General features: G+C 58.8%; 11 protein-coding genes. 9 read left to right on the top strand and 2 right to left on the bottom strand.

The window, feature by feature from the left end:
* Nucleotides 1–114: 114 nt before the first annotated feature.
* The 5 genes from RBH71_RS19345 (at nucleotide 115) to hflX (ending at nucleotide 7,117) form a co-directional block, all read left to right on the top strand.
* Nucleotides 115–2,376, top strand: a complete 2,262-nt coding sequence (locus RBH71_RS19345; RefSeq protein ID WP_003512916.1) for a sensor histidine kinase NtrY-like — start codon at nucleotides 115–117, stop codon at nucleotides 2,374–2,376.
* Nucleotides 2,366–3,730: a sigma-54-dependent transcriptional regulator gene (locus RBH71_RS19350; RefSeq protein ID WP_003512918.1), complete on the top strand. Its 1,365-nt coding sequence runs from the start codon at nucleotides 2,366–2,368 to the stop codon at nucleotides 3,728–3,730. The genes RBH71_RS19345 and RBH71_RS19350 overlap by 11 nt, the downstream gene beginning before the upstream one ends.
* A gap of 50 nt (nucleotides 3,731–3,780) precedes the next feature.
* Entirely contained in the window at nucleotides 3,781–5,157 is a 1,377-nt protein-coding gene (gene trkA / locus RBH71_RS19355) for a Trk system potassium transporter TrkA (protein WP_003512920.1), read from the top strand.
* Nucleotides 5,158–5,341: 184 nt separating this feature from the next.
* Complete coding sequence (gene hfq / locus RBH71_RS19360; RefSeq protein WP_003496145.1) at nucleotides 5,342–5,584, top strand: RNA chaperone Hfq; 243 nt, start codon at nucleotides 5,342–5,344, stop codon at nucleotides 5,582–5,584.
* 108 nt (nucleotides 5,585–5,692) lie between these two features.
* A complete protein-coding gene (gene hflX / locus RBH71_RS19365) occupies nucleotides 5,693–7,117 on the top strand; it encodes a GTPase HflX (RefSeq protein WP_323687451.1) in 1,425 nt (474 codons plus the stop codon).
* A 201-nt stretch (nucleotides 7,118–7,318) separates the two neighbouring features.
* Here the strand turns inward: hflX and mazG are convergent, their stop codons facing one another.
* Nucleotides 7,319–8,164, bottom strand: coding sequence for a nucleoside triphosphate pyrophosphohydrolase (gene mazG, locus RBH71_RS19370; RefSeq protein ID WP_003512925.1), 846 nt, complete (start codon nucleotides 8,162–8,164; stop codon nucleotides 7,319–7,321).
* 64 nt (nucleotides 8,165–8,228) lie between these two features.
* The gene (locus RBH71_RS19375; protein ID WP_003512927.1) at nucleotides 8,229–8,816 is read right to left on the bottom strand and encodes a deaminase; all 588 of its coding nucleotides are present in this window, start codon (nucleotides 8,814–8,816) and stop codon (nucleotides 8,229–8,231) included.
* A gap of 261 nt (nucleotides 8,817–9,077) precedes the next feature.
* Here RBH71_RS19375 and cysG point away from each other — a divergent pair, with 261 nt between their 5' ends.
* Genes cysG through RBH71_RS19395 form a run of 4 tightly spaced genes read left to right on the top strand, consistent with a single transcriptional unit; the run spans nucleotide 9,078 to nucleotide 13,044 of the window.
* Nucleotides 9,078–10,541, top strand: coding sequence for a siroheme synthase CysG (gene cysG / locus RBH71_RS19380; RefSeq protein WP_003512931.1), 1,464 nt, complete (start codon nucleotides 9,078–9,080; stop codon nucleotides 10,539–10,541).
* Nucleotides 10,534–10,848 carry a DUF2849 domain-containing protein gene (locus RBH71_RS19385; protein ID WP_003512933.1) on the top strand — a complete coding sequence of 105 codons (315 nt, stop codon included), beginning with the start codon at nucleotides 10,534–10,536 and terminating at the stop codon, nucleotides 10,846–10,848. Before cysG ends, RBH71_RS19385 begins: the two co-directional genes overlap by 8 nt.
* 8 nt (nucleotides 10,849–10,856) lie before the next feature.
* Complete coding sequence (locus RBH71_RS19390) at nucleotides 10,857–12,527, top strand: nitrite/sulfite reductase (protein ID WP_003512935.1); 1,671 nt, start codon at nucleotides 10,857–10,859, stop codon at nucleotides 12,525–12,527.
* A gap of 10 nt (nucleotides 12,528–12,537) precedes the next feature.
* Nucleotides 12,538–13,044, top strand: a complete 507-nt coding sequence (locus tag RBH71_RS19395) for a DUF934 domain-containing protein (protein ID WP_003512936.1) — start codon at nucleotides 12,538–12,540, stop codon at nucleotides 13,042–13,044.
* The last annotated feature ends 138 nt before the right edge of the window (nucleotides 13,045–13,182 follow it).

Genomic DNA, 13,182 nt, shown 5'->3' on the forward strand with positions numbered 1-13,182 from the left:
CGCCACATTGTGTTGCTTGGAAAACACTAGGATGGAGAGAGATTCGCCGGCACGAGGCGGATTCGCCCATTTTCATGAATGTGGTGCTGGCTAGCCAGCGATTGGGAGAAATGCATGCGGAAACCCGCCGCCGAAAAAGCCGTTGCCGAAGACGCAGCGGGAATGGTGGTAGCCGATCGCAGGATGTCTTTCGCTCTGCCGGGGCTGGTGCTTGCCGGTGTCGCCCTTGTTTGCGCCATACTGACACTTTTCGTGCTTCTGGGCGTAACACCGATTGCGCCGACATCGAATGTCGTCATCGCCTCGGTCGTCATCAATTCGGTCTTTGTGATCGGACTGATCTTTCTCATCGGTCGGGAAATAAACCGCCTGCTGAAAGCGCGGAAAAAGGGCAGGGCGGCGGCACGATTGCATGTGCGCATCGTCGTGCTGTTTTCCATCGTTGCGATTACACCGGCCGTTCTCGTCGCCATCTTCGCCAGTCTGACACTGAATGTCGGTCTCGACCGCTGGTTTGCGCTACGTACCCAGTCGATCGTCGATTCCTCCAGCAATATCGCCCAGGCCTATATGATGGAGAATGCCGGTTATCTTCAGGGACAGACCCTGTCGATGGCCACCGACCTCGACCGCAATCGCGCGCTCTTTTATCTCGACCGCACCGGCTTCGTCGATCTCATGACTCGTCAGGCCAAGGGCCGTGGTCTTCTCGGCGCATTCCTGGTGCAGGAAGACGGCGACGCCGTCGCGCAAGCCGATATCAAGACGGAAAAGCCGCTTCCGGCCATTCCGCACGATGCGCTTGAAAAGGCCGCCGCTGGTCAGCCAACCCTTATTCCGCCTGGCATCACCAATCTCGTCGGCGCCATCATCAAGCTCGAGGGCATCAGCGGTACGTTTCTTTACACCGTGCGTGCCGTCGATCCCAAGGTAATGGGCGCGATGCGGCTGATGGAAGAGAACCGCGCCGAATACAAGGCGATGGAGGCCGGCCGTGCGCCGTTGCAGATTGCGTTTGCAATCCTTTATCTCGGTTTCGCGCTGATCGTGCTTCTGGCGGCGATCTGGACAGCGATTGCGGTGGCCGACCGTATCGTGCGTCCTATCCGTCTCCTCATCAGCGCCGCAGACAGTGTAGCCACCGGGAACATGCATGTGCTGGTTCCCGTTCGCGCCATCGATGGCGACGTTGGCCGCCTGTCGCGCACCTTCAACAAGATGGTCTCGGAACTGCGCAGCCAACAGGAACAGATCATTGAAGCGAAAGACGACATCGATGATCGCCGCCGCTTCATCGAGGCCGTATTGTCGGGCGTTACCGCCGCCGTTATCGGCATTGATGAAAATCGCAGGATCACCATCGTCAATCCTTCGGCTGAAGAATTCGTGGCGCTTTCCTCCGACCAGCTTATCGGTGCGCAACTATCTGATATCGCGCCTGAAATCGAAGAGGTCGTGACCGAGGCCAACACCTGGTCGCGCGGCAATTTCCGCAAGCAGATCAACATCATGCGGCGCGGCACGGAACGGACGCTCAATGTGCAGGTGACCCGTGAGGATGCGCGCGACAGCCGCGACAGCTACGTCATCACTCTCGACGATATCACCGATCTCGTCATTGCCCAGCGCTCGACCGCCTGGTCCGACGTCGCGCGGCGTATTGCGCATGAGATCAAGAATCCTCTGACACCTATCCAGCTTTCTGCCGAGCGCATCAAACGACGCTTCGGCAAGCAGATCGACGAGAACGATCGCGCCATCTTTGACCAATGTACGGACACCATCGTCCGGCAGGTTGGTGACATCGGCCGGATGGTGGATGAATTCTCGGCCTTTGCGCGCATGCCGAAGCCCACGAAGGAAAAGTCGGACCTCCGTTCGATCTTGAAGGACGCGGCATTCCTGCGCGAAATAAGCGCCGCAGACACGAAATTCTCGACGGAATTTGGCGATGTCCCGCTGGAGGGCATGTTCGATGCCCGCATGCTGGGACAGGCGTTCGGCAATCTCATCAAGAATGCAACGGAAGCGATCGAGGCGGTGGAAGGCGAAAAGCGGCCAGGTAAAATCCTGGTGCGCGCATCCTTCGACGAGGCCAATTCGCGGTTCGTGGCCGACATCATCGACAATGGCAGAGGCCTGCCCGTCGAAAACCGTCACCGCATTCTCGAACCCTATATGACGATGCGGGACAAGGGCACGGGCCTCGGCCTCGCCATCGTCAAGAAAATCATCGAAGAGCATGGCGGGTATCTGGAACTCCACGATGCCCCGCCGGAGTTCGACCATGGCCACGGTGCCATGATCAGAGTGCTGCTGCCCTATATCGAGGCGGTCGGCGGCAAAAATAACAAGGAAGCAGCATATGGCGTCTGATATTCTGGTCGTGGATGACGAGGCGGACATTCGCGAAATCGTAGCGGGTATTCTTTCCGATGAAGGCCACGAGACGCGTATGGCGTTCGACAGCGACAGCGCGCTGGCCGCCATTTCCGAACGCGTGCCGCGTCTCATCTTTCTCGACATCTGGATGCAGGGGTCGAAGCTCGACGGTCTGGCCCTGCTGGATGAGATCAAGAGCCGCCATCCCGATATCCCTGTTGTGATGATTTCCGGTCACGGCAACATCGAAACCGCCGTCAACGCCATCAAGCGCGGCGCGTTCGATTTCATCGAGAAACCGTTCAAGGCAGACCGCCTGATCCTGATTGCCGAACGCGCGCTGGAGAACTCCAAGCTGAAGCGGGAGGTGCAGGAACTCAAGAAGCGCACTGGCGACGCGGTTGAACTCGTCGGCGCGTCGCTTGCGGTTTCCCAACTTCGCCAGACCATTGACCGCGTGGCGCCCACCAACAGCCGCATCATGATTCTCGGCCCCTCCGGTTCCGGAAAGGAGCTGGTGGCGCGCATGGTGCACAAGAAATCCTCGCGTGCCACAGGACCTTTCGTTGCGCTGAACGCTGCGACGATCACGCCGGACCGCATGGAAATCGCCTTGTTCGGTACCGAAGGTCTGCCCGGGCAGCCGCGCAAGGTGGGCGCTCTGGAAGAAGCCCATCGCGGTGTTCTCTATCTCGATGAAGTCGGCGAGATGCCGCGCGAAACCCAGAACAAGATCCTGCGCGTGCTGGTCGATCAGCAGTTCGAGCGTGTCGGTGGCGGCAAGCGGGTAAAAGTGGATGTGCGCATCATCTCCTCAACCGCCCATCACCTCGAAAGCCTGATCGCCGAAGGCCAGTTCCGCGAAGATCTATACCATCGCCTCGCCGTGGTGCCAGTGAAGGTGCCGGCGCTGTCCGAGCGGCGTGAGGATATTCCTTTCCTCGTCGACATGTTCATGCGGCAGATTTCCGAACAGGCCGGCATCCGCCCGCGCAAGATCGGCGATGACGCCATGGCCGTTCTCCAGACGCATGACTGGCCGGGTAACATTCGCCAGCTCCGCAACAATATCGAGCGGCTGATGATTCTGGCACGCCCCGAAGGCGGTGAGGCACCAATCTCGGCAGACATGTTGCCGGCGGATATTGGCGACATGCTGCCGAAGATTTCGGCGCAAGGCGATCAGCACATCATGACCCTGCCGCTGCGCGAAGCACGTGAAATGTTCGAGCGGGACTATCTGGTTGCCCAGATCAACCGCTTCGGCGGCAATATTTCGCGAACGGCGGAATTTGTCGGCATGGAAAGATCGGCACTGCATCGCAAACTGAAATCTCTCGGCGTATAAGAGACGAAGGCCCAAGTCGTCGTAATCGATTATTCCGTCAGAGAGACAGCATGAAAGTCATCATTTGCGGCGCAGGGCAGGTGGGTTACGGCATTGCCGAACAACTGTCGCGCGAGGATAATGAGGTATCGGTCATCGATACCTCCGCGACCCTCATTACCGCCATTACAGAGACGCTGGATGTGCGCGGTTATGTCGGCCATGGCGCCCATCCCGACATGCTGGCAAAGGCGGGGGCGGACCAGGCCGACATGATCATCGCCGTGACCCTGCATGACGAGATCAATATCGTCGCCTGCGAAGTTGCGCATGCGCTGTTCAGCGTTCCGACCAAGATCGCCCGCATCCGCGACCAAAGCTATCTGAAACCGGAATATGCCGATCTGTTCAGCCGCGAAAACATGTCGATCGACGTGACGATTTCGCCTGAAGTCGAAGTCGGCAAGATGGTACTCAGGCGCATCGCCTTTCCGGGTGCCACCGATGTCGTGCGTTTCGCCGACGACACGGTCTTCATGCTGGCAATCGAGTGCATGGAGGACTGCCCGGTCATCAACACGCCGCTGCAGCAGCTTTCCAACCTCTTTCCGGACCTTATCGCAACCGTGGTGGGTGTCTACCGGAACGGCATCCTCAAGGTCGCGCACTCCTCCGAGCAGCTGCGCGTCGGCGACCTCGCTTATGTCATCTGTCAGCGCCAGCACGCACGCCGCACCCTTGGCCTCTTCGGCCATGAGGAGCAGGAGGCGCAGCGCATCGTGATTGCGGGCGCCGGCAATATTGGCCACTTCGTCGCGCAGAAGATCGAGGAGTTGCAGCCTAAGACGCGGGTAAAGATCATCGAGGCGGATCGCGACAGGGCTATTGCCGCATCGGAACAGCTCAGCAACACCATTGTCATGCATGGTTCGGCGCTGGACCAGAAGATTTTGCTGCAGGCCGATATTCAGGATGCGGATCTGATCGTGACGCTCACCAACAGCGATCAAACCAATATACTGGCGGCGGTGATGGCCAAGCAGCTTGGCTGCAAATCCAACCTTGCATTGTTGAACAGCTCGTCCTTTCACGAGGTTGCGGATTCACTCGGTCTCGACGCCTATATCAATCCCCGGGCCGTTACCATTTCGCGCGTTCTCCAGCATGTGCGCAAGGGCCGTATCCGGTCGGTTTATGCCGTTCAGCGCGGCTCGGCGGAGGTAATCGAGGCAGAGGCGCTGGAGACTTCGCCGCTGGTGGGCCAGTCCTTCCGTGACATCGATATGCCTGATGGCGTGCGCATCGGCGCGATCTATCGCGACGGTGTGGTGATCCGCCCGGACGGCAGCACGAAGATCAAGGCGAAGGACCGCGTCGTGCTGTTTGCATCTGCCGATGCGGTGCGCGACGTGGAACAGCTTTTCCGGGTTTCGATACAATATTTCTGACTGTTTCGAATCGAAAAAGCAGGTCAATACTCGTACTCATTCGGCTGTTTTCGCCGTTGCGGAACAGGACACGATTTGATACCAGAGTTGCAGGTCGGCCAAGCGGGGGACTAGACTCGGCCGGCTTATTATTGATTGATTATTTTCCGGTATCCCTGCCGGCAAAAAAGAAAGAAGCGGCGCCATGGCGGAACGTTCTCAAAACCTTCAGGATCTTTTCCTCAATACCGTTCGTAAGCAAAAGATTTCGCTCACGATTTTCCTGATCAACGGCGTCAAGCTGACGGGCGTTGTCACCTCCTTCGATAATTTCTGCGTGCTTCTGCGCCGTGACGGTCACTCGCAGCTTGTTTACAAGCATGCGATCTCCACCATTATGCCCGGCCAGCCGATGCAGATGTTCGAGAGCGAAGAAGGCGCAGCCTGATCAGGCTCCCTCAACGGTATCTTCGATATAAGCTGACCTGAACCGGGAACATTTCCGGTTCAATCAGGTTAATCCAGATAGTCGTCCGCACGGATGCGGTCGGCTGCAATGTCATTTCTTGATAAGGCTGAACCCATTACGACGCGCGACACCTCGAACGAATCGATCATTCCCGAACAGGAAAAGCACCGCGACGACATGCGTGCGGTGGTCATCGTGCCTGTCCTCAAGCAGCAGCGCGAAAGCCGTGATGCGGTGGCGGGTCCGGTTTCTCCTGTACGGTCTGTTGAGGCCAAGCTTGAGGAAGCAAAGGGGCTGGCGCTCGCCATTGATCTTGAGGTGACGCAAGGTCTTGTCGTGCCGGTCAACCAGCCGCGTCCGGCGACTTTGTTTGGAACCGGCAAGATCGAGGAAATCGGCCATCTTCTGGATGAAACCAATTCCGGTCTGGTGATCGTCGATCATCCTTTGACCCCGGTGCAGCAGCGCAATCTTGAAAAGCAGTGGAATGCCAAGGTCATCGACAGGACGGGCCTGATCCTCGAAATCTTCGGCCGCCGTGCCTCCACCAAGGAAGGCACGTTGCAGGTCGATCTTGCGCATCTGAACTATCAGAAGGGCCGCCTCGTCAGAAGCTGGACACACCTTGAACGCCAGCGCGGTGGCGCGGGCTTCATGGGCGGTCCGGGTGAAACGCAGATCGAGGCCGACCGTCGGCTGCTGCAGGATCGCATCGTCAAGCTCGAGCGCGAGCTGGAGCAGGTGGTGCGCACCCGCCAGCTTCACCGCGCCAAGCGCCGCAAGGTGCCGCATCCGATCGTGGCACTGGTCGGTTATACCAATGCCGGCAAGTCCACCCTGTTCAATCGTATTACCGGCGCTGGCGTTCTGGCGGAAGACATGCTGTTCGCGACGCTCGATCCAACCTTGCGCCGCATGAAGCTGCCGCATGGCCGCACGGTTATCCTTTCCGATACCGTCGGTTTCATCTCCGATCTGCCGACACATCTCGTCGCCGCTTTCCGCGCAACGCTGGAAGAGGTGCTGGAAGCCGATCTTATTTTGCACGTGCGCGACATGTCCGATCCGGATAATGCCGCCCAGCCGGCCGATGTGCTGCGCATTCTTGGCGATCTCGGCATCGACGAAAAGGAAGCCGAAAAGCGCATCATCGAGGTTTGGAACAAGGTCGATCGTCTCGAACCAGAAGCGCATGACGCCATCATTGAACGTGCCGAGGGCCGCTCCGATATTCGCGCCGTTTCGGCGGTCACGGGCGAGGGCGTCGATGCCCTGATGGACGAGATTTCCGGCCGCCTGTCAGGTGTCCTGACGGAAACGACTGTCGTCCTCTCCGTCGAGCAATTGCCGCTGATCTCATGGGTCTACAGCAACTCCATCGTGGATAGCCGCGAAGACAATGAGGACGGTTCGGTTTCGCTTGATGTGCGCCTGTCGGAAGCGCAGGCCACCGAGCTGGAACGCAAGCTTGGAAAGGCAACCATCCGCGAGCGGGAAGACTGGGAGCAGTGAGCGCTCCGAGAACGATTGCGGTATGTTCCCTTATACTCAACGTCATCCTTGGGCTTGTCCCAAGGATCTAAAAACCCAGATACAATCAGGGCATAGCAGATGCTCGGGGCAGGCCGGAGCGTGACGCAGGAGAGGTTCTAGGTTTTCGTCACCACTGTCGAAAGCACCGGGCACTCTGAATTTTTCGGCATATCCGGGTGATCAGGACGAAACCATATCCAGCGAGCGTTCTATGCGTTTTGCCGCCTGCCACAGGTCTTCCATTCTCTCAAGGCTCGCTTCCTGAAGCGTTTCGCCATTTTCGGTGAGCGACGTCTCGATGTGATTGAAACGCCTGCGGAATTTCGTATTGGTGCCGCGCAGCGCGTCCTCCGGATCGGCTTTGACATGGCGGCCGATATTGACCAGCGCGAAGATGAGATCGCCAAGTTCATCAGAGACCTTCTCCGGCTTTCCCTCCGCCAGCGCCTCACGCAGTTCGGCGATTTCCTCCTCGATCTTGTCGAGAATGGGGGCTGGATCCGACCAATCGAAACCGACACGCGCAGCCTGTTCCTGCAACTTCAGAGCCTCGGTCAGAGCCGGCTGGCTACGCTGCACACCGCCTAAAAAGCCAGCCTTGAAATCCTCGGTGATGCCGCGGCGGGCGCGGCGTTCCGCACGCTCGCGCTTTTCCTCGGCCTTGATCTGGTCCCATTGCAGCTTGACGCTGTCAGGCGTATTGGCGGCGGAAACGGCAAAGACGTGCGGATGGCGGCGGATCATTTTGGACGTCACGGCCTCAACCACGTCGCCAAAGGCGAATTCGCCCCGTTCCTCGGCGATGCGGGCATGGAAAACCACCTGCAGCAACAGGTCGCCCAGTTCTTCGCAAAGATCATCCATATCCTTGCGCTCGATGGCGTCGGCAACCTCATAAGCCTCTTCGATGGTGTAAGGCTTGATCGTCTCGAAGGTCTGGACGACATCCCAGGGGCAGCCGGTTTCCGGCTGGCGCAGGGCTTCCATGATCTCGATCAGGCGGGAAATATCCTTCGAGGCTTCCATAGTCTTTCAAACCTTCGTTCTTTATTTTCATACATATCCAGGCGGACAACCGTCTAGAAATGCTCTAGTTCAGCGGAATATCGTTGCCGCTCTTCGATGACTGATAGCTGGTGGAAAGCTCGTCATAGGCAGCCTTGATGCGGGCCGTCTGCGCCTTCAGCTCGGTCTTCAGCGGATCGTCTTCGCTCTCCACCAGATCCGCAATGAAGAAAGAGTTCCAGAAGGCGTTGCTGCGGCGATACCCGCCCGGCTCCAGCCCGAAAACTTCCTTGAGGATTTTCAGGTCGTGCGGAATGGCGAAAGCGTCGCGCGAATCCTCGTGGCTGAAAAAGGAGTAGAAATTGTCGAAGCCGGCCCAGGTGATGGCGGACATGCACATGGTGCAGGGTTCATGGGTGGAAAGGAAAATCAATTCCTTGGTGTTCGGCTTCTCACCCAGCTCGTAAAACCGCTTCAGCGCGTGCACTTCGCCATGCCAGAGCGGGTTTTCCAGCTCGTTATTCGTCTCCGCGATCACCAGCGACAGGTCGGATTTACGCAGGATCGCCGCACCGAAAACCTTGTTGCCGAGGCTGACGCCGCGCGTCGTCAGGGGCAGGATATCGTGTTCGATAACATCGAGAAGACGGGCGGCGATGGTCGAGCTGGTCAAGGGTCTGATCCTTCGTACCGCCTCAGGGGGAAGCGGTTTTGCATGGAGATATCGACGAAAATAGTCCCTTCTTGTTCGGCGCGAGGGCCTGGTTTGTCAAGGGATTCTCATGGGATTTCGAGGCGTTCGACAGGGTTGATAAAGGTGCGCCGGTTAGTTTTCCTCAAAAACAGGGGTGTTCGAGAAATAAAAATCCAGGTGCCGGAAAGGCTTGAATTTCTGTTTCTTCAATCTTGCGCCGCAATGCGGGATAAATGCCCGATGCACAACGAACATGATTTTTCCGCTACTGGCGATCGCCTTTCGACCTTCCCCGCGTTCTTCCGGGTTGAGGGACGGCAGGTCGCTGTTTTCGGCAATGGCGACGAGGCCTTTGCGAAGGTAAGGCTGCTTGCCAATACCAATGCACATGTCATTGCTTATGCCGACGAGCCCGAAGCGGATTTTGCGCGCTATATCAGCGAAAACGGCATCGATCATCGGGCCTTGAGTTTCGCAAGCCCGCTGATTGAAGGCGCGACGCTGGTTTTTGCCGCCACTGGAGACGAGGCACTGGACCGTGAGATCGTTTTGGCTGCGCGCGCCAAGAAAATCCCCGCCAATGCGGTGGATCAGCCGGAGTTCTGCGATTTCTTCACGCCCGCACTCGTCGCCCGCGCACCCGTCGCCATAGCCATTGGCACCGAAGGCGCCGGCCCGGTTCTTGCCCAGATGATCCGCGCGCGTATCGATCAGATGCTGTCTCCGTCGCTGGGCAAGCTTGCGCGTCTCGCCGTGCAATATCGTCACGCCGCCGAGCAGAATGTTCCCAAGGGCGCGTTGCGGCGCAATTTCTGGCGCCGGTTCTTTTCCGGTGCTGTCGCAGATGCCGTCGCTCTCGGCGATACATCATCCGCCCGCCATGCCGCTGACCGTTTGCTGCAATCGCCCGAGCGCAGCGAAGGCCGCGTCTGGCTTGTGGGCGCTGGTCCCGGTGCTGAAGATTTGCTGACGCTGCGCGCGCAGCGCGTGCTGATGGAAGCGGATGTGATCGTCTATGATGCGCTAGTGCCGCAGGCAATCGTTGACATGGGGCGCCGCGACGCCGAGCGGCTGTCCGTCGGCAAACGCAAGGGGTGCCACAGCAAGTCGCAGGATGAGATCAACCGCCTGCTGGTGCGTCTTGGTAAAGACGGCAAGCGCGTCGTGCGCCTCAAATCCGGTGATCCGCTGGTCTACGGCCGGGCGGGAGAGGAAATGGCGGCGCTGCGCGATGCCGGTATAGGTTACGAGATCGTTCCGGGCATCACCTCCGCCTTCGCCGCTGCTGCGGATTTCGAATTGCCCTTGACGCTGCGCGGTGTCGCTTCGTCGCTGATTTTCACCACCGGCCACGATCTGACCGGCGATGTCCTGCCGGACTGGGCGCGGCTTGCCGTCTCTGGTGCTACCATTGCTGTCTATATGGGCCGCAGCGTTGCCGCGTCGGTCGCGACGAGGCTGATAGAGGCAGGTCTGGGCGTGGAAACGACCGTAGCCGTCATCGAAAATGCCAGCCGCGCGGATCGCCGCCTGCTGCATGGCACTTTGAACGATCTGCCCGACCTCGAACATCGCGACGAACTGACCGGTCCGGTCATGGTCATCATCGGCGATGCGGTGGCGGGCGCCAATTTTGACAGGTCCGAGGCGCTCGCGCTTGTTGCGCGGCCAGCGAACCTTAAAAGGGAGTATGCAAATGGCTGACAAGGTTTTGACCGCCAACCGCCTGGGCGATGGGATCGCTGTATGGCTCGATGCCAATGGCGAATGGACGGAGAACCTGCAGGACGCAATCGTCGCCCGCCACGCAGAGGCCGTCGCTTCGTTCGAGGAAATCGGCAAGCGGGATTTTTCCGCCAACAAGGTCGTTGACGTGAATGTCATCGACGTGGTGGAGGAGAATGGCAAGCTTTGGCCGACGCGGCTTCGTGAGCGCATTCGCGCCGCTGGCCCGACCATGCACTATGCCAACGGCTTCAAGCCGGCCGATGCAGCATTCATCGCAGTCTGAGGAAGAATATGTACCGTTACGACGAGTTCGATCACGCATTTGTTGAAGGCCGCGTGGCACAGTTTCGCGATCAGGTCGAGCGCCGGTTGTCCGGCGAGCTTGCTGAGGACGCGTTCAAGCCGCTGCGCCTTATGAACGGTGTCTATCTCCAGCTCCATGCCTATATGCTGCGCGTCGCCATTCCCTACGGCACGCTGAATTCGCAGCAGATGCGGATGCTGGCCCATATCGCCCGCAAATATGACCGGGGTTACGGCCACTTCACCACCCGCCAGAACATTCAGTACAACTGGCCGCGCCTGTCCGACACGCCCGATATCCTCTCCGAACTGGCAAGCGTGGAAATGCATGCGCTGCAGACCTCGGGTAACTGCATTCGCAACGTGACCGCCGACCATTTCGCGGGCGCCGCCGCAGACGAGGTCGCCGATCCGCGTCCTTATGCGGAAATCCTGCGTCAATGGTCTTCCGTGCATCCGGAGTTCTCGTTCCTGCCGCGCAAGTTCAAGATCGCTGTAACGGGCGCCGAGCGCGACCGCGCCGCGATTCAGGTTCACGATATCGGCCTGCATCTGAAAAAGAACGACAAGGGCGAGATCGGTTTTGCCGTCTATGTCGGCGGCGGGCAGGGCCGTACGCCGATGATCGCCAAGAAGATCCGCGACTTCCTGCCGGAAGAAGACCTGCTGTCCTATACCACGGCCGTCATGCGCGTTTACAACCTGCACGGCCGCCGCGACAACAAGTACAAGGCGCGTATCAAGATCCTCGTGCATGAAACCGGCGCAGAAGAACTGGCCCGCCAGGTCGAGGTTGAATTCGCGGAGCTGAAAAACACGGAATTGAAGCTGCCGGATGCCGATATTGCGGCCATCACCGCCTATTTCGCACCGCCAGCACTTAAGGACCGTCCTGAAGGCTGGGAGAGCCTGGCGCGCTGGAAGCGGGCGGATGAGGGTTTTGCCCGTTTTGTCGAGCAGAACGTCCAGCCGCATAAGCATCCGGACTACGGCATGGTGACGATTTCCCTGAAGCCGATTGGCGGCATTCCCGGCGATGCGACCGACGAGCAGATGGAACTCGTCGCCGATATCGCCGCCGAATACGCGTTTGACGAAATCCGCATCAGCCACGAGCAGAACATCATCCTGCCGCATGTGGCGCTGGCCGATCTCGAGCCGGTCTATCGCGCACTTGTAGGAGCCGGACTGGCGACTGCCAATGCCGGGCTGATTACGGATATCATTGCCTGTCCCGGGCTGGACTATTGCGCGCTTGCCAATGCGCGCTCCATTCCGGTGGCGCAGGAAATCTCTACCCGTTTTGGCGCGCCGGAACGTCAGGCGGAAATCGGCGAGCTTAAGATCAAGATTTCCGGCTGCATCAATGCCTGCGGCCACCACCATGTCGGCCATATCGGCCTTCTGGGTGTTGAGAAGAAGGGTGCGGAACTCTACCAGATCACGCTTGGCGGATCGGGTGATGAAAACACCTCGATTGGTGAGATCATTGGCCGCGGTTTCGAGCCGGAAAAAGTGACCGACGCGGTGGAAACCATCGTCGACACCTATCTGGGCTTGCGTCTTTCGAAGGAAGAAACCTTCCTCGAAGCCTATCGCCGCGTCGGACCGCAGCCGTTCAAGGATGCGCTCTACGGTTCCGCCGCTGAAGCCGCCTGAGGAGATTGCCATGACGAAAATATGGAACCGCGACGGCTTCGTGGAAAACGATCCCTGGGTGATCGAAACGGAAGAAGTGAAGGCAACTGCCGAGCAGAAACCGGTGCTGTCGCTTGCTGATTTCCTCGTCCGTGCGGCTGAAAGCAATGATGTCGGCCTCGGCGTTCTGATTGCGCCTGCCGACGATGTCACCCGGCTCGAGCCCTATCTCGACCGCATCGACCTTGTCGCCGTCAGCTTCCCGGCCTTCAATGACGGGCGGGGTTTCAGCCATGCCTCGCTGCTGCGCAGCCGTCTTGATTTTGCCGGCGAGGTGAGGGCGGTTGGCGATGTTTTGATCGACCAGGTGCCGCTGATGCTGCGCACCGGCTTTACCAGCTTTGCGGTGACGAACGAGACGGCGATCCGCCGTCTGTCCGAAAATCGCCTGCCGGAAATCCCGGTCTATTACCAGCCGACGGCCCTTCCGGCCAACAGTGGAGAGGCCTATAGCTGGCGCCGCCGTGCGGCCCAATGACGCGTTGCGCGGAAATATGAGTTTTAGATGCATATTTTCTGCGCGCATGGCAGTATTGATATTCTCATGCCTTCAAACCGCGGCAAAAATGGTATAATTGCCCGGTCGAAGAATGTCGCTTATCGAATGAATGGACGG

This window comes from Rhizobium sp. AN68 (assembly GCF_030758035.1).
Classification (GTDB): Bacteria; Pseudomonadota; Alphaproteobacteria; order Rhizobiales; family Rhizobiaceae; genus Agrobacterium; species Agrobacterium tumefaciens.

Excerpts from the sequence above, each read along its gene's own strand:
- RBH71_RS19345 (WP_003512916.1), top strand. The coding sequence starts at position 115 with ATGCGGAAACCCGCCGCCGAAAAAGCCGTTGCCGAAGACGCAGCGGGA.
- RBH71_RS19350 (WP_003512918.1), top strand. The coding sequence starts at position 2,366 with ATGGCGTCTGATATTCTGGTCGTGGATGACGAGGCGGACATTCGCGAA.
- trkA (WP_003512920.1), top strand. The coding sequence starts at position 3,781 with ATGAAAGTCATCATTTGCGGCGCAGGGCAGGTGGGTTACGGCATTGCC.
- hfq (WP_003496145.1), top strand. The coding sequence starts at position 5,342 with ATGGCGGAACGTTCTCAAAACCTTCAGGATCTTTTCCTCAATACCGTT.
- hflX (WP_323687451.1), top strand. The coding sequence starts at position 5,693 with ATGTCATTTCTTGATAAGGCTGAACCCATTACGACGCGCGACACCTCG.
- mazG (WP_003512925.1), bottom strand. The coding sequence starts at position 8,164 with ATGGAAGCCTCGAAGGATATTTCCCGCCTGATCGAGATCATGGAAGCC.
- cysG (WP_003512931.1), top strand. The coding sequence starts at position 9,078 with ATGCACAACGAACATGATTTTTCCGCTACTGGCGATCGCCTTTCGACC.
- RBH71_RS19385 (WP_003512933.1), top strand. The coding sequence starts at position 10,534 with ATGGCTGACAAGGTTTTGACCGCCAACCGCCTGGGCGATGGGATCGCT.
- RBH71_RS19390 (WP_003512935.1), top strand. The coding sequence starts at position 10,857 with ATGTACCGTTACGACGAGTTCGATCACGCATTTGTTGAAGGCCGCGTG.
- RBH71_RS19395 (WP_003512936.1), top strand. The coding sequence starts at position 12,538 with ATGACGAAAATATGGAACCGCGACGGCTTCGTGGAAAACGATCCCTGG.